Origin of the sequence: Bradyrhizobium centrosematis, assembly GCF_045571495.1 — a bacterium.
Classification (GTDB): domain Bacteria; phylum Pseudomonadota; class Alphaproteobacteria; order Rhizobiales; family Xanthobacteraceae; genus Bradyrhizobium; species Bradyrhizobium centrosematis.
The window spans coordinates 315,135-337,171 of sequence record NZ_CP120703.1; the positions used below are offsets into that span (position 1 = coordinate 315,135).

Annotated in this window: 20 protein-coding genes; 9 read left to right on the forward strand and 11 right to left on the reverse strand. The window is 65.3% G+C overall.

The features are described 5' to 3' along the window. Positions 1-3: 3 nt before the first annotated feature. From P6U31_RS01505 to sdhC, 6 genes are all read right to left on the reverse strand, one after another. The gene (locus P6U31_RS01505; RefSeq protein ID WP_407186530.1) at positions 4-1,956 is read right to left on the reverse strand and encodes an ABC transporter ATP-binding protein/permease; all 1,953 of its coding nucleotides are present in this window, start codon (positions 1,954-1,956) and stop codon (positions 4-6) included. A gap of 53 nt (positions 1,957-2,009) precedes the next feature. After that, positions 2,010-4,163 (reverse strand): ATP-binding protein, encoded by a 2,154-nt coding sequence (locus P6U31_RS01510; protein WP_407186531.1) that lies wholly within the window; start codon positions 4,161-4,163, stop codon positions 2,010-2,012. 191 nt (positions 4,164-4,354) lie between these two features. After that, a complete protein-coding gene (locus P6U31_RS01515; protein WP_298244332.1) occupies positions 4,355-5,137 on the reverse strand; it encodes a succinate dehydrogenase iron-sulfur subunit in 783 nt (260 codons plus the stop codon). Between the two features lie 100 nt (positions 5,138-5,237). After that, positions 5,238-7,088 carry a succinate dehydrogenase flavoprotein subunit gene (sdhA, locus tag P6U31_RS01520; protein ID WP_407186532.1) on the reverse strand — a complete coding sequence of 617 codons (1,851 nt, stop codon included), beginning with the start codon at positions 7,086-7,088 and terminating at the stop codon, positions 5,238-5,240. Positions 7,089-7,091: 3 nt separating this feature from the next. Continuing rightward, positions 7,092-7,496 (reverse strand): succinate dehydrogenase, hydrophobic membrane anchor protein, encoded by a 405-nt coding sequence (sdhD, locus tag P6U31_RS01525; protein ID WP_407186533.1) that lies wholly within the window; start codon positions 7,494-7,496, stop codon positions 7,092-7,094. Further along, a complete protein-coding gene (gene sdhC / locus P6U31_RS01530) occupies positions 7,493-7,891 on the reverse strand; it encodes a succinate dehydrogenase, cytochrome b556 subunit (RefSeq protein ID WP_407186534.1) in 399 nt (132 codons plus the stop codon). The genes sdhD and sdhC overlap by 4 nt, the downstream gene beginning before the upstream one ends. Before the next feature lie 507 nt (positions 7,892-8,398). Between sdhC and P6U31_RS01535 the strand changes: the two genes are divergently transcribed. Then, positions 8,399-9,259: a sulfite exporter TauE/SafE family protein gene (locus P6U31_RS01535; RefSeq protein ID WP_407186535.1), complete on the forward strand. Its 861-nt coding sequence runs from the start codon at positions 8,399-8,401 to the stop codon at positions 9,257-9,259. Between the two features lie 121 nt (positions 9,260-9,380). On the opposite strand, the gene P6U31_RS01540 is transcribed toward P6U31_RS01535, so the two are convergent. Next, a complete protein-coding gene (locus tag P6U31_RS01540; protein ID WP_407186536.1) occupies positions 9,381-10,910 on the reverse strand; it encodes a malonate--CoA ligase in 1,530 nt (509 codons plus the stop codon). 95 nt (positions 10,911-11,005) lie between these two features. Between P6U31_RS01540 and P6U31_RS01545 the strand changes: the two genes are divergently transcribed. The 4 genes from P6U31_RS01545 to P6U31_RS01560 all read left to right on the forward strand — a co-directional run bounded on the left by P6U31_RS01545 (position 11,006) and on the right by P6U31_RS01560 (position 14,273). Next, the gene (locus P6U31_RS01545) at positions 11,006-11,767 is read left to right on the forward strand and encodes an SDR family oxidoreductase (RefSeq protein WP_407186537.1); all 762 of its coding nucleotides are present in this window, start codon (positions 11,006-11,008) and stop codon (positions 11,765-11,767) included. A gap of 317 nt (positions 11,768-12,084) precedes the next feature. Next, positions 12,085-12,639, forward strand: a complete 555-nt coding sequence (locus tag P6U31_RS01550) for a fasciclin domain-containing protein (protein ID WP_407186538.1) — start codon at positions 12,085-12,087, stop codon at positions 12,637-12,639. Between the two features lie 210 nt (positions 12,640-12,849). Next, on the forward strand, positions 12,850-13,479 hold the full coding sequence (locus P6U31_RS01555; RefSeq protein ID WP_407186539.1) for a cytochrome b/b6 domain-containing protein: 630 nt from the start codon (positions 12,850-12,852) through the stop codon (positions 13,477-13,479). 11 nt (positions 13,480-13,490) lie between these two features. After that, on the forward strand, positions 13,491-14,273 hold the full coding sequence (locus tag P6U31_RS01560) for a molybdopterin-binding protein (protein WP_407186540.1): 783 nt from the start codon (positions 13,491-13,493) through the stop codon (positions 14,271-14,273). Positions 14,274-14,372: 99 nt separating this feature from the next. On the opposite strand, the gene P6U31_RS01565 is transcribed toward P6U31_RS01560, so the two are convergent. Beyond that, positions 14,373-15,560 carry a YbfB/YjiJ family MFS transporter gene (locus P6U31_RS01565; protein ID WP_407186541.1) on the reverse strand — a complete coding sequence of 396 codons (1,188 nt, stop codon included), beginning with the start codon at positions 15,558-15,560 and terminating at the stop codon, positions 14,373-14,375. Positions 15,561-15,802: 242 nt separating this feature from the next. Between P6U31_RS01565 and leuB the strand changes: the two genes are divergently transcribed. Continuing rightward, positions 15,803-16,915, forward strand: a complete 1,113-nt coding sequence (gene leuB, locus P6U31_RS01570; RefSeq protein ID WP_407186542.1) for a 3-isopropylmalate dehydrogenase — start codon at positions 15,803-15,805, stop codon at positions 16,913-16,915. A 195-nt stretch (positions 16,916-17,110) separates the two neighbouring features. Next, on the forward strand, positions 17,111-17,749 hold the full coding sequence (locus tag P6U31_RS01575) for a DapH/DapD/GlmU-related protein (protein WP_407186543.1): 639 nt from the start codon (positions 17,111-17,113) through the stop codon (positions 17,747-17,749). 71 nt (positions 17,750-17,820) lie between these two features. Here the strand turns inward: P6U31_RS01575 and P6U31_RS01580 are convergent, their stop codons facing one another. Then, positions 17,821-18,210 (reverse strand): hypothetical protein, encoded by a 390-nt coding sequence (locus P6U31_RS01580; protein WP_407186544.1) that lies wholly within the window; start codon positions 18,208-18,210, stop codon positions 17,821-17,823. A 156-nt stretch (positions 18,211-18,366) separates the two neighbouring features. Further along, a complete protein-coding gene (locus P6U31_RS01585; protein WP_407190062.1) occupies positions 18,367-19,158 on the reverse strand; it encodes a hypothetical protein in 792 nt (263 codons plus the stop codon). 116 nt (positions 19,159-19,274) lie between these two features. Here P6U31_RS01585 and P6U31_RS01590 point away from each other — a divergent pair, with 116 nt between their 5' ends. Then, on the forward strand, positions 19,275-20,309 hold the full coding sequence (locus tag P6U31_RS01590; RefSeq protein ID WP_407186545.1) for an aspartate-semialdehyde dehydrogenase: 1,035 nt from the start codon (positions 19,275-19,277) through the stop codon (positions 20,307-20,309). A gap of 89 nt (positions 20,310-20,398) precedes the next feature. Here the strand turns inward: P6U31_RS01590 and P6U31_RS01595 are convergent, their stop codons facing one another. Beyond that, the gene (locus P6U31_RS01595; RefSeq protein ID WP_407186546.1) at positions 20,399-21,043 is read right to left on the reverse strand and encodes a carbonic anhydrase; all 645 of its coding nucleotides are present in this window, start codon (positions 21,041-21,043) and stop codon (positions 20,399-20,401) included. 110 nt (positions 21,044-21,153) lie between these two features. Between P6U31_RS01595 and P6U31_RS01600 the strand changes: the two genes are divergently transcribed. After that, positions 21,154-22,035 (forward strand): HpcH/HpaI aldolase/citrate lyase family protein, encoded by an 882-nt coding sequence (locus tag P6U31_RS01600; RefSeq protein ID WP_407186547.1) that lies wholly within the window; start codon positions 21,154-21,156, stop codon positions 22,033-22,035. The last annotated feature ends 2 nt before the right edge of the window (positions 22,036-22,037 follow it).

Here is a 22,037-nt window from a genome sequence, read left to right on the forward strand (position 1 = left end):
ATCTCACGCCGCCTTCTTCGGGGCCTTCCGCTGCCGCAGGAATCGTCCGAGCAGCCGGCGCTTGCCCTTGCGCGGGATCAGGTCGATGTCGCTGACGAGCTTGGCGCCGCCCTTGCGCCGCTCCAGCACGATCTTGCGGCTGTGGAAGGCCTCGAGCTCGGCACGGTGCGCGACGCTGACGATGGTGGCCTCTCGCAGCGCGTCGGTCACCATCTTCATCATCTTGTCCTGGCTCTTCTCGTCGAGCGCCGAGGTCGCTTCATCGAGCACGACGATGTCGGGATTGTGCAGCAAGAGCCGCGCGAAGGCGAGGCGCTGCTTCTCGCCGCCGGACAGGGTCTGGTCCCACGGACCCTCTTCCTCGATCTTGTCCTTGAGATGATCGAGCCCGACCTTGTGCAGGGCTTCGCCGATCTCGTCGACCGTCCAATGGTCGGCCGCGCCGGGATAGGCGACCGCGCGGCGCAGCGACCCCGACGGCACGTAGGGCCGCTGCGGCAGCATGAACAGGCGCCGGTCGGGATGGAAGTTCACGCTACCGCCGCCCCAGGGCCAGAGGCCGGCGATGGCGCGCACCAGCGTGCTCTTGCCGGTGCCGGATTCGCCGGCGACCAGGAGCCGCTCGCCCGGCTCGATCACCACTTCGGTCTCGCCGACCACCGCGGTGCCGTCGTCGAGCGTAACGGAGAGATCGCGCAGCTCCAGCATCGCCTCGTTGCGCGTCTCGCCGCGCTTGATGCGGCCGAGGCCTTCGCCCTGCTCGGCGCGCTCGAGGCCGTCGAGCGACATCATCAGCGAGGCGATGCGGCGCGCGCAGGCGTTCCAATCGGCCAGCCGCGGATAATTGTCGACCAGCCAGCCGAACGCGCTCTGCACGATGGTGAAGGCGGAGGCCGCCTGCATCACCTGCCCGAGCGTCATGCTGCCGTCGAGGAATTTTGGCGCGCACAGCAGCAGCGGCACCACCGGTGCAACGAGGCTCGATCCCTGCGATACCAGCGTGGTGCGCATGTGCTGTCCGGCGAGCCGCGCCCATTGCCGCAGCACGCGGGTAAAATTGCGGTCGATGCCGTCGCGCTCCTCCTCCTCGCCGCCGAGCAGCGCGATGCTCTCGCCATTCTCGCGCACGCGCGTCAGCGTGTAGCGGAAATCGGCCTCCGCCTGGTTCTTGTCTTCGGACACCTGCACGAAGCGGCGGCCGATCACCGTGATCGAGCCGGAGGCGATTCCCGCATAGAGCATCGCGGCGATCACGAGGAAGCCCGGGATGGTGATGCTCGTGCCGCCGAGCGTGACGGTGAGCGCGCCGCCGATGGTCCAGAGCACGACGATGAAGGTCGCCGCCGACAAGAGCGCCGAGGTGACCCCGGCAAGGAAGTCGACCGGCGAATCGGTCGCGATGCGCAGATCCTCCGCGATCCGGTATTCGGGGTTCTCGTGATCGCCGCCGACCAGGTTGAGCTGGTAGTAGCGTCCGTTGCTGAGCCAGCGCGTCAGCACGCTCGCGGTCAGCCAGGCCCGCCAGCGCCGCTGGATGCCCATGCGCGCGAACACCTGCGCAACGGCGAGCACGATGCTGCCGATCGCGAGCGGAAAGAACATCGCGGTGAGATGGAACACGCTCGCCGCATCGCGCTTCTCGATCGCGTCGAAGATTGCTCGGTTCCAGACATTGATGCCGTACTGGAAGCCCACCGTGAGCACGATCAGCGCGCCGAGGCCGATCGAGAACGGCCAGGCGAGGCGATCGCCGCCACGTCCCCAGAAGCCGCGCGCGCTGATCCAGAACCGCGTCAGCAGATAATCCTTGCGGGCCTGCTCGGCCTCCTCGGGGGAGAGCTCCGGGTCGGGCTCGACCAGCTCGGGGGGCGGCGGTGCGACCTCGTCGCCATTTTCGCCCTTGATCCCAACGATGGGCGGCTCGTCCTGTTCGCGCTTCGCGGCCGGCTTGTGCATGGGCGGACAACGCGAAGGGAACTCGGCCGGTTCCCGCGGGGGTCTGCAGGGTCCTATTCGGCAGCACCGTCCCGCACGCGTCGGATCCGGGCCGCCCGATGCAAAACGCGCGACAATTCCTCGATCGAATAGGGCTTTTGCACGAGGTCGAAGCCGGCAACGCCCTCTTGCGACAGAGCCTGGCTGTAGCCCGTGGTCAGCACGACCGGCACGTCGATGCTGCGGTCGCGGATGGCCTGCGCCAGATCGAGCCCGGTCATCCCGGGCATCACGACGTCAGAGAACACGACGTCGAAGCGGTCGGCGTCCATGACGAGCTCGGCGAGTGCATCGGTGGCATTGTCGACCAAGGTGATGCTGTAACCGAGCTCGGTGAGACCATCGGCGGCGAAATTGGCAAGCTCGATATTGTCCTCCACCACCAGCACCGACATGCCGCTGCCGGCGACCGCCGGCGCCGTGTTGGGCGCCTGGCGCTGCGGCAGCAGCTCCGGCGGCACGCGCGGCAGGTACAGCGAGAAGGTGCTGCCGTGCCCGACTTCGCTGGTGACCGTCACCTCGCCGCCGGATTGCCGGGCGAAGCCGAACACCTGGGACAGGCCGAGGCCGGTGCCCTGGCCGACCTGCTTGGTGGTGAAGAACGGCTCGAAGATGCGCCCCAATCGAGCGGCGGGAATGCCGATGCCGGTGTCGCTGACGGTCACGCGGACGAAGCCATGATGGGCCGGGGTCTGGTGGCCGGAGACACCGGCCAGCGTCTCCGGGACGGTCGTGGCGGGCTCGACCATGAAGGTGATCCTGCCCTTGCCCTGCATGGCATCGCGCGCATTGGTCGCCATGTTGATCAGCGCCGTCTCGAACTGGCCGGCATCGGCGCGGACGAGGCAGGGCTCCGCGGGCAGGTGCATGACGATCTCGATCGCCGGCCCCAGCAGGGGCGCAAGCATGTCGCGCAACGACTGCATCCGTTCGCCGACGTCGAACACTTCGGGCTTCAATGTCTGACGCCGGGCAAAGGCGAGCAGCTGCGAGGTCAGCTTGGCGGCGCGGGCCACCGCGTCCGCAATGGCCGTGATGTAGCGCTGGCGCCGCTCCTCGGTCAGCTGCGGCCGGTTCAACAGGTCGACCGAGGCGCGGATCACCGTCAGCAGATTGTTGAAATCATGCGCGACGCCGCCGGTGAGCTGTCCGAGCGCTTCGAGGCGCTGGCTGTGCTTGAGCGCCTCCTCGGCCTCGCGCCGCTTGGCCGCCTCGGCCTGGAGGTGCTGGGTACGCCGTAGCGCCAGCATCAGCAGCAGGAACAGCAGCGCGGTGGCGGGGATGCCGAACACCAGATGCTGGCCGATGGTGGCGAACCAGCGCGCGCGGATTGCCGAGGTCTCGAGCCCGGCGCTGACATAGATCGGATATTCGGCGACGCGCCGGTAGCCGATGCGGCGCTCGATCCCGTCTGACGGCCAGGCGACGGTGATGAGGCCATGCTCGGGGCGAGCCGCGATCTCCCGGCCGACCGGTCCGGTCGGATCGAGCCTGAGGTCGCGGTCGAGGTGCGGGAAATGCGTGAGCATCGCGCCGTCGGTGCGGCCCATCGCGAAGAAGCTGCCGGGATCGGGTCCGATCCTGGCGTAGAAGCTCTCGAAATATTCGGGGAGGACCGAGGCCTGGATCACGCCGATGAAGCGGCCGTCATCGGAGTCGCGGCGGCGGCTGACCCCGAAGAAGCGGGCGCCCTGATAGGGCGGACGCGGCGTCAGCGCCGTGCCGATGAAGGTGCCGATGGCCTGGTCGACATGGGCATAGAAATAGTCGCGGTCTGCAAAGCTCAGCTCCGGCGGCGGCGAGACGAGGCTGTTGACCAGCGCTTTCCCGTCCGCATCGAAGATCCAGGCCGATTTCAGCTGCGGCAGCGAATCGCTCAGCCGCTTCAGGCGGCGGTGCAGCGCCGGCTCGCGCGCGCGGATGGCGTCGTCGGACAGGCCGCGGGCCACCTCGTTGAGCTCGGCGAGGCTGCGATCGATGGTCTCGAACACCTTGAGCGCATGCTCATGCACGACGTCGAGCGTGCGCTCGATCTCCCGGTCGGCGACGTCCCTGGTCGAGGTATAGGAGATCGCGGCGGTGATCACGAACAGCGCAACCGGCAGCGCCAGGGATGCCGCCATCATCCACTGCAACAATCTCAGCGAATTGCGTTGCGCCCTCTGCACAGTCGCTCCGGTCCCGCGCCGGAGAGCTTACTTGAACTTCCCGCTTGGAAGGAAGCGGCTTGTGACGGGAACCGGAGGTTGCAATTCGCCGCTTCGCCCGCACCGGGTGCTGGAGGAAAAATCCACCCGAACGCGCGTCGTATGAGAATGCCCCGGCCATCCCGGCCGGGGGATCGCAATCTGCCTGAGACCTAGATCTGCCGCTCGACCATCTTGAGCTTGAGCTCGGCGATGGCTTCAGCCGGGTTGAGGCCCTTGGGGCAGGCCTTGGCGCAGTTCATGATGGTGTGGCAGCGATAGAGCCGGAACGGATCCTCGAGATTGTCGAGCCGCTCGCCGGTCGCTTCGTCGCGAGAATCGGACACCCAGCGGTTGGCCTGCAGCAGCGCGGCCGGACCGAGATAGCGCTCGCTGTTCCACCAATAGCTCGGGCACGAGGTCGAGCAGCAGGCGCACAGGATGCACTCGTAGAGGCCGTCGAGCTTCTCGCGGTCCTCGTGGGTCTGGCGCCATTCCTTCTGCGGCGTCGGCGAGGTCGTCTTCAGCCACGGCTCGACCGAGGCGTATTGCGCGTAGAAATTGGTGAGGTCGGGGACGAGGTCCTTCACGACCGGCTGGTGCGGCAGCGGATTGACCTTCACCGCGCCGTCCTTCACGTCGTGCATCGAGCGGGTGCAGGCCAGCGTGTTCTGGCCGTCGATGTTCATGGCGCAGGAGCCGCAGACGCCTTCACGGCAGGAGCGGCGGAAGGTCAGCGACGGATCGATGTGGTTCTTGATCCAGATCAGGCCGTCCAGCACCATCGGACCGCAATCATTGGTGTCGACGTAATAGGTGTCGACGCTCGGATTCTTGCCGTCGTCCGGATTCCAGCGATAGACCTTGAACTCGCGAACCTCTGTCGCGCCCGCGGGCTTCGGCCAGGTCTTGCCGCCGGTGATCTTGGAGTTCTTCGGAAGTGCGAATTCAACCATTAGTCCTGCCTCTGGTTTCTTCCGTCATGCGCGGGCTTGACCCGCGCATCCATCTTTAAAGGATGGATTGCCGGGTCGAGCCCGGCAATGACAGCAATGATCAATACACGCGCGCCTTCGGCGGGATGTACTGCACGTCGTTGGTCATGGTGTAGTCGTGAACCGGGCGGTACTCGATCTTGACCTTGCCGGCATCGTCCAGCCAGGCCAGCGTGTGCTTCATCCAGTTCTTGTCGTCGCGCTCGGAGAAGTCCTCGCGGGCATGCGCGCCGCGGCTCTCGGTGCGGTTGGCCGCCGAGTTCATCGTCACCACCGCCTGCGAGATCAGATTGTCGAACTCGAGCGTCTCGACGAGATCCGAATTCCACACGAGCGAGCGGTCGGACACGGCGATGTCGGTGATGCCGCTATGGACCTTCGCGATCAGGTTCTGGCCTTCGCTGAGGACTTCGCCGGTGCGGAACACCGCGCAATTGTTCTGCATCACGTGCTGCATGCCTTCGCGCAGCTTCGCGGTCGGCGTGCCGCCGGAGGCGTAGCGGTAATGGTCGAGCCGGCCGAGCGCCATCTCGGCCGAGTTCGCCGGCAGCTCGGGCTGCTTGGCGTTGGGCGTCAGCTTCTCGGCGAGGCGCAGCGCGGCGGCGCGGCCGAACACCACGAGGTCGATCAGCGAGTTCGAGCCGAGCCGGTTGGCGCCGTGCACGGAGACGCAGGCGGCTTCGCCGATCGCCATCAGGCCGGGGATCACCGCGTTGTCGTCGCCGTCCTTCTTGGTCAGCACTTCGCCGTGATAATTCGTGGGGATGCCGCCCATGTTGTAGTGCACGGTCGGCACGATCGGGATCGGCTCGCGCGTCACGTCGACATTGGCGAAGATCTTTGCGGATTCGGAGATGCCCGGCAGGCGCTCGGCGAGCACCGCGGGATCGAGATGGTCGAGATGAAGGAAGATGTGATCCTTCTTCTTGCCGACGCCGCGTCCCTCGCGGATCTCGATGGTCATCGCGCGCGAGACGACGTCGCGCGAAGCGAGGTCCTTGGCTGACGGCGCGTAGCGCTCCATGAAGCGCTCGCCCTCGGAGTTGACGAGATAGCCGCCTTCGCCGCGCGCGCCCTCGGTGACGAGACAGCCCGAGCCGTAGATGCCGGTCGGGTGGAACTGCACAAACTCCATGTCCTGCAACGGCAGACCGGCGCGCAGCACCATGCCGCCGCCGTCGCCGGTGCAGGTATGTGCCGAGGTGCAGGAGGCGTAGGCGCGGCCGTAGCCGCCGGTGGCGAGGATCACGGTCTGGGCGCGGAAGCGGTGCAGCGTGCCGTCGTCGAGCTTGAGCGCGATGACGCCGCGGCAGGTGCCCTGGTCGTCCATGATGAGGTCGATGGCGAAGAACTCGATGAAGAACTCGGCCGCGTGGCGCAGCGACTGGCCGTACATCGTGTGCAGCATGGCGTGGCCGGTGCGGTCGGCGGCGGCGCAGGTGCGCTGCGCCTGGCCCTTGCCGTACTCCATGGTCATGCCGCCGAACGGACGCTGGTAGATCTTGCCGTCCTCGGTGCGCGAGAACGGCACGCCCCAATGCTCGAGCTCGTAGACAGCGTCGGGCGCGTTGCGCACCATGTATTCGATCGCGTCCTGGTCGCCGAGCCAGTCCGACCCCTTCACGGTGTCGTACATGTGCCAGCGCCAGTCGTCCTTGTGCATGTTGCCGAGCGAGGCCGAGATGCCGCCCTGCGCCGCGACCGTGTGCGAGCGGGTCGGGAAAACCTTGGTGATGCAGGCCGTCTTCAGGCCCGCCTCGCTGCAGCCGACCACCGCGCGCAGGCCCGCGCCGCCGGCGCCGACCACGACGACGTCATAGGTGTGGTCTTCGATCGGATAGGCTTTGCCGTTGGTGGCGGGAGCGCCGTTGCCCGAGCCATTCGTTGTGGTGGCCGATGTTCCGGTAACCATGGGTTACACTCCGGAGGAAAGTTTCAGGATCGCGTAGGTCGAGGCGAGTGCCACGGCGATCGAGAAGAAGTTGTTGAGCATGATCGCGGTGAGCTTCAGCTTCTCGTTATGGACGTAGTCCTCGATCACCACCTGCATGCCGATCTTCATGTGCCAGGCGCTGGCGAAGATGAAGAGCAGCAGGATCACCGCGATCGGCAGCGAGCCGAGGATCTGCGCGGCGCCGGCCTGATTGCGGCCGAGCAGCATCATGACGATCACGAGCACGGGGATCATCAGCAGTGTCATGGCGACGCCGGTGATGCGTTGGCGCCAGAAATCGGACGTGCCGGAATGCGCCGCACCGAGATTGCGGACCCGGCCGAGCGGCGTGCGCATGCTGCGCTTGGAGCTGTCGGTCGCGCTCATCGTCCGCCTCCGATCGCATAGGCGATGATCCAGACCAGCACCGTCAACGCGATGCCGCCGATCAGCGCGCCCCAGGTCAGTGCTTCCCGCTCATTGGCCTTGAAGCCGTAGCCGAGGTCCCAGACGAAATGCCGGATGCCGCTCAGCATATGGTGCATCAGCGCCCAGGTGTAGCCGAACACGATCAGGCGGCCGATGATGCTGCCGGTGAAGGCCTGGACATGGGCGTAGGCAGCCGGGCCGGAGGCCGCGGCGATCAGCCACCAGGCCAGCAGCAGGGTGCCGACGTAGAGGGCGATACCGGTGGCGCGATGGACGATGGACAGGGCCATCGTCAGTGTCCAGCGGTAGGTTTGGATGTGGGGCGAGAGCGGTCGTTCGATCCGTGCGGTCATGGGCTTTGATGTTGTATTGCGGCCCAACGTGGGGCGCGCGGGGATCGGAAAGGTCGGCTCTATTTACGGAGTCGATTTGGCCTGCGCAATCACCAAATCGCCATAAATCGAACGGGCATTCAGCTCTAGAGCGCTGAGGAAACAAGGCCAATCAGGGCCTTGGTATACCAGCATGCCGGTCGGCCAACGAAGACGCGGATGAAGATTCATCTCTTGCGGGAGCGCCGAGGTGCGTTGAAATTGCTATTGGAACGCCTCTAAACGGACCATGTCGTCCAAACCCGCGGAACGCGACCACAACACGGCAAAACGTCGCCGGCGCACACCAATCTGCACCCGCATCTCGGCGTCTGCCGGACCGCCCTCGGATATGCGCACTTCGCATTCCACCCCAGCCGGAAGATCCGGCGTGTCGACCGCGGGAATCAGATCGCCTAATGCTCGCTCCGCAGGTTTTGGAAGCGACCTTACGGCAGCGCTGCGGCCGGTCGCCGGGGCAGGTCAAGGGTGATTGCAGGTCTCGATATCAAGGAGGTTCTCGAGCTCGCGCTGTTGCTGATTGCAACCGGTGCGCTCTCGGGATTCCTCGCCGGCGTGTTCGGCATCGGCGGCGGCGCGATTCTGGTGCCGGTGTTCTACGAATGCTTCCGTATCGCCGGCGTACCGCTCGAGGTGCGCATGCCGCTCTGCGTCGGTACCTCGCTTGCCGTGATCATCCCGACCTCGATCCGCTCGTTCCAGGCGCACTACAAGCGCGGCGCGGTCGACATAGCGATCCTGCGCGTGTGGTGGCTGCCGATCGTGATCGGCGTTGTCGCCGGCAGCGTGATCGCGCGCTTCGCGCCGGAGCGGCTGTTCAAGATCGTGTTCGTTGGCGTCGCCTGGTCGGCGGCCGCGCGTCTGATCTTCGCGCGTGAAGGCTGGAAGCTCGGCGACGATCTGCCGAAGGGCCCGTTGATGCGCGTCTACGGCTTCTGCGTCGGCATCCTCTCGACCCTGATGGGCATCGGCGGCGGCCTGTTCTCGAACCTCTTGATGACCTTCTATAGCCGCCCGATCCACCAGGCGGTCGCCACCTCCTCGGCGCTCGCGGTGCTGATCTCGATCCCCGGCGCGCTCGGCTACATCTATGCCGGCTGGCCGGCGGCAACGACCTATCCTGCCGTCGCCGCCCTGCAAGTGCCATTCGCACTCGGCTACGTCTCGCTGATCGGCGCCGTGCTGGTGATGCCGATGAGCCTCGTCACCGCGCCGCTCGGCGTGAAGGCCGCGCATGCGATGTCGAAGCGCAGCCTGGAAGTGGCGTTCGGGTGCTATCTGTTCATCGTCGGCAGCCGGTTCGTGCTGAGCCTGTTGGGCGGGCAGTAGCCGCCGCACGCTCCGTCATTGCGAGCAAAACGAAGCAATCCAGGCTGCCTCCGCGGAAAGATTCTGGATTGCTTCGTCGCAAGGGCTCCTCGCAATGACGGGTGAGAGAGCGGGGCCCTTCTCACTTCTTCGCGTAAATATCCTTGTACGTCTCGCGCAAGATGTTCTTCTGCACCTTGCCCATGGTGTTGCGCGGCAGCTCGTCGACCACGAAGACGCGCTTGGGCATCTTGAATTTCGCAAGGCGTCCGTCCAGGCCCTTCAGCACGGCCGCTTCGTCGATGCTCGCGCCGGGCTGGCGCACCAGCACCGCCGTGACGCCCTCGCCGAAATCGGCGTGCGGCACGCCGATCACGGCGGACTCGACCACACCGGGCATGGCGTCGATCTCGCTCTCGATTTCCTTCGGGTAGACGTTGAAGCCGCCGGAGATGACGAGATCCTTGCCGCGGCCGAGAATGTGGACGTAACCCTTGGCGTCGATCTTGCCGAGATCGCCGGTGATGAAGAATCCGTCGGGGCGGAATTCGGACTTGGTCTTCTCCGGCATGCGCCAATAGCCCTTGAAGACGTTCGGGCCCTTCACCTCGATCATGCCGATCTCGTCGCGCGGCAGCTCTTTTCCTGTCTCGGGATCGGTGACGCGCACGGAAACGCCGGGCAGCGGGAAACCGACCGCGCCGGGCACCCGCTCGCCGTCGTAGGGATTCGACGTGTTCATGTTGGTCTCGGTCATGCCGTAGCGCTCGAGCACCGCATGGCCCGTGCGCGCCGACCATTCGCGATGAGTCTCCGCCAGCAGCGGCGCAGAGCCCGAGATGAACAGCCGCATGTGGCTGGTAGTCTCCTTCGACAGCGCGGGATTCTGCAGCAGGCGGGTGTAGAAGGTCGGCACGCCCATCATCACCGTGGCGCGCGCCATCAGCTTGATCATGAGATCCGGATCGAGCTTCGGCAGGAAGATCATCGAGGCGCGGGCGAACAGCGTCACGTTGGTCGCCACGAACAGGCCGTGGGTGTGATAGATCGGCAGCGCGTGGATCAGGACGTCCTTGTCGGTGAAGCGCCAGTAGTCGACAAGCGAGAGCGAGTTCGATGCCAGGTTGTCGTGGCTGAGCATCGCGCCCTTGGAGCGGCCGGTGGTGCCGGAGGTATAGAGGATCGCGGCGAGATCGTCGTTCGCGCGCGAGACGGTTGCGAATTCGGAGCTGGCCTTGTCCGCGGCCTCCGTCAGCGAGCCCTTGCCGTCGGCGCCGAGCGTTTCGACCTTGGCCTTCACCTTGGCCGCGATCGGGGCGAGGCCTTCGGCCTTGGAGGGATCGCACACCACCAGCGACGGCTCGGCGTCGCCGATGAAGTAGTCGAGCTCGTTCAGCGTATAGGCGGTGTTGAGCGGCAGATAGACCGCGCCGGCCCGCACCGTGCCGAGATAAAGCACGATATTGGCGACCGATTTCTCGACCTGCACGGCGACGCGGTCGCCGGGCTTGACGCCGCGGGCAACCAGCACGTTCGCCATCTGCCCGGCACGCGCGATCAGGTCGCCATAGCTGATATGGACGCCGTCATGCGTCTCGATCGCCAGGCGCTTGGGATCGTCGAGGCCGTCGAACAGGCGGGAAAACAGGTTGGCGTTGGCTGCTGGGTTCATGCAAGATTTCCTCGACCGCAAGTCTGACAGGGCCGGTCAAAACCGAGGGCTGGATTAGCAAAAACCGCCCCGATGAAGCAACGGAGACAGTTTGCATGACCAAAGGTGGGAAACGCGTGGCCTGGGTAACGGGCGGTGGCAGCGGCATCGGCGAGGCCGGCGCCGAGGCGTTGGCAGCCGACGGCTGGACGGTGGTGGTTTCGGGCCGGCGCAAGGACGCCCTGGATGCCGTGGTGGCGAAGATCACTGCGGACGGCGGGGCGGCCGAGGCGATTGCGCTGGACGTCTCCAACGCGGCCGCAGCCCAGAAGGCGGCCGACCAGATCGTCGCAAGGCACGGCCGCATTGACCTGCTGGTCAACAACGCCGGCATCAATGTGCCCAAGCGGAGCTGGAAGGACATGGAACTGGAGGGCTGGGACAAGCTGGTCCAGGTCAACCTCAACGGCGTGCTCTACTGCATGCGCGCCGTGCTGCCGACGATGCGCAAGCAGCAGGACGGCGCGATCATCAACGTCTCGTCCTGGGCCGGCCGTCACGTCTCGAAGATGCCGGGTCCGGCCTACACCACGACAAAGCATGCGGTGCTGGCCCTGACCCATTCCTTCAACATGGACGAGTGCGTCAACGGCCTGCGCGCCTGCTGCCTGATGCCGGGCGAGGTGGCGACGCCGATCCTGAAGCTGCGCCCGGTGGTGCCGAGCGAGGAGGAGCAGGCGAAGATGCTCCAACCCGAAGATCTCGGCCGCACCATCGCGTTCATCGCGAGCATGCCGGCGCGAGTCTGCATCAACGAAGTGCTGATCAGCCCGACGCATAATCGCGGCTTCATCCAGACGCCGAACAACAGGGATTGAGAATCGGACTACGCTGCGCTCCATCTGGGCCACACGCCGTCATTGCGAGCGAAGCGAAGCAATCCAGACTGTCTCCCCGGAGACATTCCTGGATTGCTTCGTCGCAAGGGCTCCTCGCAATGACGGCGGATCGAGTACACGAACATCCCGCCGCATAGTTTCACCCATCACAAAGAATTTTTCTCCGAAACCGCGCGCCAAACCCTCCCGTAGTTCGGTCCAACGACGGCACTGCTGCATCACCCTGTCGCAGTCGCGGTTGTTGCCCCAACTCAACGCCGGCCATCGCCGGTCACAATCCAATCGGGAGACTTTCCATGTCGAAGCGCATTGCCTATCTCGCTGCCGCCGCCTTCAGCGCCCTCGCCATCACCGCGACCGTCGTCGCGCCTGCCAGCGCCGAGGAAAAGACCGTCATGGTCGGCGGCGCCGCGATGTTCCCTTCGAAGAACATCGTCCAGAACGCGGTCAACTCGAAGGACCACACCACGCTGGTGGCGGCGGTGAAGGCGGCCGGCCTGGTGCCGACGCTGGAAAGCAAGGGCCCGTTCACGGTGTTCGCGCCGACCAACGCCGCCTTCGGCAAGCTGCCGGCCGGCACCGTCGACAATCTGGTCAAGCCCGAGAACAAGGCGACGCTGACCAAGATCCTCACCTACCACGTCGTGCCCGGCAAGCTCGAGGCCTCCGCTCTCACCGACGGCAAGAAGCTGAAGACCGCCGAAGGCGAGGAGCTGACGGTCAAGAAGATGGACGGCAAGGTCTGGATCGTGGACGCCAAGGGCGGTACCTCGATGGTGACGATCTCCAATGTCAACCAGTCCAACGGCGTCATCCATGTGGTCGACACCGTGCTGATGCCGGCGTCGTAACACCGCGCCATCCTGTTTCATCCCCGAACAGGATGATTTCGGACCGCGAGCCGGGGATACCCGGCTCGCTTTTTTGTGACCACAATAGCCTGACGGCATCGATTCGATGGCTGGCGGGGCGTAACGAAAACCGGCGGCCCGGCGTATAATTACCGATACACGATCTCCAGGACGGAACGAACACGACGGAACGATCAGGACGGAACCATCATGGCGAGCCTCACAGTCACCGACGAGCAGGTCAGGGCCACCCCGGCCAAACTGATCCAGCCAGCCTGGGTGCGGGTCATGCACTGGATCAACGCCCTTGCCATGATCCTGATGATCCTGTCGGGCTGGCAGATCTACAACGCCTCGCCGCTGTTCGGCTTCAGTTTTCCGCGCGAGTACACGCTCGGCGGCTGGCTCGGCGGCGGCTTGCTCTGGCACTTCGCTGCGATGTGGCTGTTGATGATCAACGGCCTCGCCTATCTCGTCACCGGCTTTGTCACCGGCCGCTTCCGCAAGAAGCTGCTGCCGATCACCGCCTCAGGCGTGCTCCACGACGTCAGGGCGGCCCTGACCTTCAAGCTCGGCCATGACGACATCACCGTCTACAATTACGTGCAGCGCCTGCTCTATGCCGGCATCATCGTGGTCGGCGTGCTGATCGTGCTCTCCGGCCTCGGCATGTGGAAGCCGGTGCAGCTCTATTACCTCGTGATGCTGTTCGGCGACTATCCGACCGCGCGCTACGTCCACTTCTTCTGCATGGCCGCGATCTGCGCCTTCCTCGTCATTCACGTCCTGCTCGCGCTCTTGGTGCCGAAGAGCCTGCGCGCAATGATCATCGGGCGATAAGGAGAATAGCGATGGCCAAGCGTTCGTTCCTGATCCCCGGCGTCGACAAGCGGTTGCTCATCAAGGACGCTATCAAGACGATGCCGGATTTTACGCGTCGCCGCTTCATCGCGGGCGGCGCCAGCCTGGGGGCGCTGACGCTGCTGACTGGCTGCGACGTCGTCGACTCGTCCTCGGCCGATACGCTGCTGGCGCAGGTCTCGAAATTCAACGACGCGGTGCAGTCCTTCATCTTCAATCCGGACGCGCTGGCGCCGACCTTCCCCGAGAGCGCGATCACAAAGCCGTTCCCGTTCAACGCCTATTACGATCTCGACGATGCGCCCGAGGTCTCGGCCGCAGACTGGAAGCTCGAGGTGCGCGGCCTCGTCGACAACAAGAAGTCCTGGACGCTGGACGAGCTCTACAAGCTGCCGCAGGTCACGCAGATCACGCGCCACATCTGCGTCGAAGGTTGGAGCGCGATCGGCAGCTGGACCGGCACGCCCTTGCGCGATTTCCTGAAACTGATCGGCGCCGACACGCGCGCGAAATATGTCTGGTTCCAGTGCGCCGACAAGGACGGCTACAATTCGCCTTTGGACATGCGTAGCGCGCTGCATCCGCAGACCCAGATGACGTTGAAATACGCCAATGAGATCCTGCCGCGCGCCTACGGCTTCCCGATGAAGATCCGCGTGCCGACCAAGCTCGGCTTCAAGAACCCGAAATACGTGGTCTCGATGGAAGTCACCAACGACTACAAGGGCGGCTATTGGGAAGACCAGGGATACAATTCGTTCAGCGGGAGCTGATCAAGGCGGTCATTCCGGGGCTCGCGAAGCGAGAACCCGGAATCTTGCGCCGCAATCTCTGGATTCCGGGTTCGCGCTACGCGCGCCCCGGAATGACGGTTAAGCCTTCGGCCCCACCTTCCTCTGGCACAACGCCGCCGCCGCCCCGAGCGCCAGCAGCGCGGCCGATACATTCAGTGCATACGACAAGCTTCCCAGCGCATCCGTGATCGCGCCGACCACGATCGGCCCCAGCGTCTGACCGACGCCGAACGAGATCGTCATCGCCGCGATCGCGGTCGGCCATGTCTGCGGCGGATAGTTGAAGCGCACGAAGGCGGTGGTCGAGCCGACCACGGCGAAGAAGGCAACGCCGAACACGACCGCCGAGACCGCGAGCCATGCCGGCGAATGCCCGAGCATCGGCAGCGCCGCCCCAGCTGCGTTGGTGCCGAGGATGATGGCGGTGGCAAGTCCGCCGCGATCGAGCGCCAGCACGCCGCGCCAGGCCCAGGGCGTGACGAAGGCGGACAGGCCGATCAGGCTCCAGAACGCCGCCTGCGCCGCGGCCCCGCCGCCGCCGTCGCGCACATAGGCGATCATGAAGGTCATGTAGGCGATGTAGCCCGCGCCGAACAGGAAATAGCTGGCCAGATAAATCAGCACCGGCGGAAGCGCGAACGAGGCGTGGCTGCCTTCCGAGAAACGCGCGCCGCTTTCGATGCGGATCAGGAACAGCGGCACGGTCATCGCGACCGACAGCAGCGTCAGCGCCCACCACACGATCCACCACGAGCCCGGCCCGAAATATTGCAGCGTGAACGGGGCGATCAGTCCGGAGGACAGAATGCCGATGCCGGGTCCGGCATAGAACAGGCTGAGCAGGAAATTGGCTCGTTCAGGCCGCGACTGGGCGATGGTGGCGGCGAGCGCACCGCCGGCGACGAAGCCGGCCGCGGCACCGAGACCCAGCACGAGGCGCGCCAGGCTCAGCGCGACGAAATTTCCCGTCAGCGCGCAGGTGGCGAGCGCGGCGACGCAGGCGACGGTTCCGCCGCGGATCGCGGCCGCCCAGCCGACCCGCTGGATCAGGCGGGAGGCCACCAGCGCGCCGACGAGATAGCCGACGGCATTGATGGTGTTCATGAATCCGGCCGCCGAGTAGGACCAGCCAAGGGTCTCGCGCATGTCGGGCAGCACCAGCGCATAGGCGAAGCGGCCGATGCCGAGCCCGACGGTGGCGGCCAGCGACAGCGTCAGGATCAGCCGTGCGGGATGCGCGTAGGGCGGGCGGTCAGGTGCGTGCAAGGGGGTACTCCGGCCCGCCCAATGTGGCAGGCCCCGCCCGGCTTGCACAGCCGTGAGGCGGCAATGGTGTCTTGCCAAGCGCGCAACGCCGCTCTAGCACTCCGGCCGACCGTCATTCCGGGGCGCGCGCAGCGCGAACCCGGAATCCATTTCCCCGCTTGCGCTGGCGCCCGATGGATTCCGGGCTTGCTCGCTTTGCTCGCGTCCCGGAATGACGAGAGAGGATCGAAAAGGTGACGACCATGGCGACCCACAAATTGCTGCTGCTTCCCGGCGACGGTATCGGCCCCGAGGTGATGGGCGAGGTGAAGCGGCTGATCGACTGGCTCAATTCGGCCGGGATCGCCAGGTTCGAGACCGACACCGGCCTCGTCGGCGGCTCGGCCTATGACGCGCACAAGGTCTCGATCTCCGAGGGCGACATGGCCAAGGCCAAGGACGCCGACGCCGTGATCTTCGGCGCAGTCGGCGGTCCGAAGTGGGATGCCGTGCCTTACGAGGTGCGCCCCGAAGCCGGCCTGCTGCGCCTGCGCAAGGATCTCGCTTTGTTCGCCAACCTCCGTCCCGCCGTGTGCTATCCGGCGCTGGCCGATGCCTCCAGCCTGAAGCGCGAGGCGGTCGAAGGCCTCGACATCATGATCGTGCGCGAGCTCACCGGCGGCGTCTATTTCGGCGAGCCCAAGACCATCACCGATCTCGGCAACGGCCAGAAGCGCGCCATCGACACCCAGGTCTACGACACCTATGAGATCGAGCGCATCGGTCGCGTCGCCTTCGAGCTTGCCAGGAAGCGCAAGAACAAGGTGACGTCGATGGAGAAGCGCAACGTCATGAAGTCGGGCGTGCTCTGGAACGAGGTCATGACCCAGGTTCACAAGCGCGAATACCCCGACGTCACGCTCGAGCATCAGCTCGCCGATTCCGGCGGCATGATGCTGGTGAAATGGCCGAAGCAGTTCGACGTCATCGTCACCGACAATTTGTTCGGCGACATGCTGTCGGACATCGCGGCGATGCTCACCGGCTCGCTCGGCATGCTACCCTCGGCCTCGCTCGGCGAGGTCGACGTCAAGACCAAGAAGCGCAAGGCGCTGTACGAGCCCGTGCACGGCTCGGCGCCCGACATCGCCGGCAAGGGCCTCGCCAATCCCATCGCGATGATCTCGTCCTTCGGCATGGCGCTGCGCTATTCCTTCGACATGGGCGATCTCGCCGACAAGGTCGACGCCGCGATCGCCGCGGTGCTCGCCAGCGGCCTGCGCACCGCCGACATCAAGTCGGAGGGCACCACGGCTGCTTCCACCACGCAGATGGGCGAAGCGATCCTGAAGGAATTGCAGAAGCTGCACGCTTAAGATTGATCCTCATCATTCCGGGGCGATGCGAAGCATCGAACCCGGAATCTCGAGATTCTCAGGTGCGCAATTGCGCACCGGAGTTCGGCTCTGCGAGCCGCCCCGGAATGACGGCTCGGCAAGCGCGGCGTCATGCTCAAGGCAATCGGGCGCCGCTTTAATGGTTGCTACGGCACCTGCACTCGGAGCTCCCTCATGGATGCCTCACCCCGCCCCAAGATCGCGGAAACCATCATCCATGAAACGGTGCGCCAGCGCGAGGCACAGATCGGGCGACGCTGCGAGATCCTCGCGGGCACGCGCATCGAATACGCCTCGCTGGGCGACTACTCCTATCTCGGCGAGAATTGCGACGTCGCTGACGCCGTGATCGGCAAGTTCACGGCCATCGCCAATTCGGTGCGGATCGGTGCGCCGAACCATCCAATGGGCCGGCCGTCCCAGCACCGCTTCACCTATGTCCCCGAATATTACGAGGCCAGCGCGACGCGCGACCGCGATTTCTTCGCAGGCCGTCGCGGCGACCGCGTCGTGGTCGGCAACGATGTCTGGATCGGCCACGCCGCCATCCTGCTGCCGGGCGTCACGGTCGGCGACGGCGCGGTGATCGCCGCCGGCGCCGTCGTCAGCCGCGACGTCGCGCCCTACACCATCGTCGGCGGCGTTCCCGCCCGTCCCATCCGCAAGCGCTTCTCTGACGTCATTGCCGAGAGCCTGCACCGCATCGCCTGGTGGGATTGGCCGGATGCGCTCATCTTCGAGCGCCTCGGTGATTTCCGTTCCGAGGCGATCGAGGAGTTTTGTCGGCGCTACGATCCGGCAGCCAATGCATAAGGCGGATGCATCAGGCGAAACGAAAAAGGCCGGGCGTGAGCCCGGCCATTCGATTCGGAAAGATCGTCCGCTCAGTACAGCGGGAAATTCTGCGGATAGCCGCCGACGTCCTGCGGCGGCGACAGCGGCTGGCGATCGATCGGGCGGTTGAGATTCTCGCGGGCGAAGGAGGGATAGCCCACCGCCGGCGGGAAGGCGTAGTCGCTGAACTTGCGGTCGCCCGGATTGACCTCGGTGCCGCCGTCGAGCCAGGAGCGCTTGCTGACATAGATGCGGGTGCGGCCCTGCTGATAGACCGCGTTGGGGCCGCTCGGGCCGTAATAGGGCCGACCGCGCTCGTCATAACGCTTGACCTTGGTGTCGGCCGAGGCCGGCGTCGCCAAACCAATGGCGGAGGACATGGAAATCACGGCGCCCGCTGCAAACAAGGTCGCCAATTTGGCAGAGAATTTCGAGCTCATCACGTCCCCTTCAGGCGGCGCACCGCCAGTCGATTTCACCCCATACTAGCCCGGCGGGGGCGACTGCAACTAGGTCTATTGGGTCACACCAGCTCGGAATAATCGGGCCCGCTGGCAAAAGTTGCATCAATACCAGCCACTTGAGCTTGATGCCGGTCAAAGCGTCCCGCGCAATTGCGCGTTCGCGGCGCCCAGCAGCCAGTCCGGCGAGCCGGCAAAATCGCAGGCCCGTCGCTTCCGCTCGGCATGGGCGAACAGGTCGGCCAGCTTCGGCTCGTTGCCGGAGGTCAGCAGCGTCAGCCGGCTTAGCGTGCAGGCAATCGCTGCGCGCTGGGCGGGCAGGGTGTCGCCCCGGCAGGAGAAGCCGGAGATCTGCAAGGCGGGCTCCTCGTTGCGCTTGAGGTAACCGAGGCAGGACGGCGTCCCGGTCAGGCCGATCGGCCTGAACAGGGCCACGGGGCCGAATTTCGTGTCGATCAGGCCGGCCTGCTCGAGCGGCGTATCTGTCCCGAGGCCCATCTGGACGGCGAGGTCCGCGGTTGCCGGGCGGGTCACGTCGAATTCGCCGCCCTCCCGGTAAATCTCCAGTTCAGCCAGCGGCTTGTCCGCTTCGCTGGTCCAGCGCATGACGTCCCGGCGGCCTCCTTCGGGATGCCGGAGGATGGTGTAAGAGGCTGTTTTTTCTGATGAATCAAGCCGGCTGAGGGCAAAGGCCGGATGCGAGCGGTCGGCCACGCTCCAGCCCGGTTTCGGCGCCGGCCCATCGTCGCGCAGATCCGGCAGCTGGCTCAGCGCCGCAAGGCCAAGGATGGACAGCAGGGCGAGCGCCCCCACATAGGCGAACAGGCGCGCCAGCGTGCCCACGACCTCGTCGGCGAAAGCTGCAAGCGCCAGATGGAGACTGGTCCGGGTCGAGATGGCGGCCGTGCTGGCCTCAGGCGATTGCATCCACGGCCTTCGGGCGGGGTCCAACGTTGTCTTGGGGCCGGTTCTCGCATAGAAGCGCTGCTCTTCCTGTTTAAGCGTCAGCTTCAGGAACGGGCTTTTTCATCGGAGAGTGAACGATGGGTTACAAAGTCGCAGTCGTCGGCGCGACCGGCAATGTCGGACGGGAAATGCTCAACATCCTCGATGAGCGCAAATTCCCCGCGGACGAGGTCGTGGCGCTGGCCTCACGCCGCAGCGTCGGCGTCGAGGTCTCCTATGGCGACCGGACCCTGAAGGTCAAAGCGCTCGAGCATTACGACTTCTCCGACGTCGACATCTGCCTGATGTCGGCGGGCGGCTCGGTGTCGAAGGAATGGTCGCCGAAGATCGGCGCCGCCGGCGCCGTGGTGATCGACAACTCCTCGGCCTGGCGCATGGATCCGGACGTGCCGTTGATCGTGCCGGAAGTGAACGCAGGCGCGACCGAAGGCTTCAAGAAGAAGAACATCATCGCCAACCCGAACTGCTCGACCGCGCAGCTCGTGGTCGCGCTGAAGCCGTTGCACGACAAGGCGACGATCAAGCGCGTCGTGGTCTCGACCTATCAATCGGTGTCGGGCGCCGGCAAGGACGCGATGGACGAGTTGTTCTCGCAGACCAAGGCCGTCTACACCAATGACGAGCTGGTCGCGAAGAAATTCCCCAAGCGCATCGCCTTCAACGTCATCCCGCACATCGACGTCTTCATGGAGGACGGCTACACCAAGGAAGAGTGGAAGATGATGGCGGAGACCAAGAAGATCCTTGATCCCAAGATCAAGCTCTCCGCCACCTGCGTGCGCGTGCCCGTGTTCGTCGGCCACTCCGAGGCCGTCAACATCGAGTTCGAGAATCCGATCAGCGCCGACGATGCGCGCGAGATCCTGCGCAAGGCGCCCGGCTGCCTCGTCATCGACAAGCAGGAGCCCGGCGGCTACGCCACGCCGTATGAGGCGGCCGGCGAGGACGCGACTTACATCAGCCGCATCCGCGAGGACGCGACGGTGGAGAACGGCCTGGTGCTGTGGTGCGTGTCCGACAATCTGCGCAAGGGCGCCGCGCTGAACGCGATCCAGATCGCGGAAGTGCTGATCAACCGCAAGCTGATCAGCGCGAAGAAGCAGGCGGCGTAAGCTCCATCCACTCCCTTCGTCGTCCCGGATCTGCGCTTGCGCTTGTCCGGGACGACGATCTCGTTTGACCAGAGAGTTTACGAAATCGCCTACGCCACGCTTTGCGCGTTCTTGAATTCCTTGCTCGCCTTGTCCAGCACGAACAGCGATCCCTCCGCGACGCCGAAATAGGCGCCGTGGGTCTGCATCTGGCCGCTCTCGACGGCCTTGCGCACGAATGGGAACGTCATCAGGTTCTCCAGGCTGCGGAACACCGCGGCCTTCTCGATGCGCTCGACGAATTGCGCCATGGTCTCGTGCTCGCGCTGCTCGACCACTTCGCCCGGCTTGATGAACATCTGCATCCATTTGCCGATGAAGTCGCCGGGCGTCAGCGGCTCGATCTTGTCGACGAAGGCGCGGATGCCGCCACATTGGGCGTGGCCGAGCACCACGATGTGCTTCACCTTCAACACCGTCACCGCATATTCCAGCGCCGCCGACACGCCATGGGCGTTCTCGTCGGGCTGATAGGTCGGTACCAGATTGGCGATGTTGCGGACCACGAACAGTTCGCCCGGGCCGACGTCGAAGATCACCTCGGGCGAGACGCGGCTGTCGCAACAGCCGATCACCATCACTTCCGGCGACTGCCCCTTCACCGACAGCTCGCGATAGCGGTTCTGCTCGGTCGGCAGCCGCTGGGTGGCGAAGGCCTTGTAGCCTTCCAGCAAATGCTTCGGGAATGTCATCATGCCTATGCCTAACCATATACCGCAGAGGCGGACAAGCCTTTCGAACAGGCAGGCCAAGTGCTATCGGCTTCGGTCAGAAGAGAGACGAGGAAACCGGAAGGAACGCCCGCATGACCCGCCCGCGCCGCAGCCATCTGTTCATGCCCGGCTCCAACCCTCGTGCGCTGGAGAAGGCGCGCAATCTCCCGGCCGACGGCCTGATCCTGGATATGGAGGATTCCGTCGCGCCCGAGGCCAAGGCGCTGGCGCGTGACGCAATTGCCGCCGCGATTGCCGCCAAGGGCTTTGGCAGGCGCGAGATTTTGATCCGCACCAATGGTCTCGACTCGCCCTGGTGGGCCGACGACGTCGCCATGGCTGCCAAGGCATCGCCTGACGGCATTCTGGTTCCAAAAGTTTCAAGCATCGAAGATCTCGACGCCATCGGCCGCCGCCTCGCCGAGCTTGGCGCAGCGCCGACGGTGAAGGTCTGGGCCATGATCGAGACCGCCCGCGCCGTGCTGCATGCCGAGGAGCTGGCCGCCGCGGGTCGCGATCCCAGGACGCGCCTGTCCGGTTTCGTGTTCGGCCCGAACGACATCTCGCGCGAGACGCGGATCCGGATGCTGCCGGGCCGCGCCGCCATGATCCCGATGATCACCCATTGCATCCTGGCGACGCGCGCCCATGGCCTCGAGATCCTCGACGGTCCCTATAGCGACATCGCCAATTCCGACGGCTTCGCCACCGAATGCGCGCAAGGCCGCGACCTCGGCTTCGACGGCAAGACGCTGATCCACCCTTCCCAGATCGACGCCTGCAACGCGATCTTCACGCCCCCCGAAGAAGAGATCGCGCGCGCGCGAAAAATCATCGCAGCCTTCGAGCTGCCCGAGAACGCCTCGCGCGGCGCGATCCGCCTCGATGGCGCGATGGTGGAGCGCCTGCACGCCGACATGGCCCGCCGCACCATCGCCATCGCGGATGCGATCGCGGCGATGGGGAAGGGCTGAGG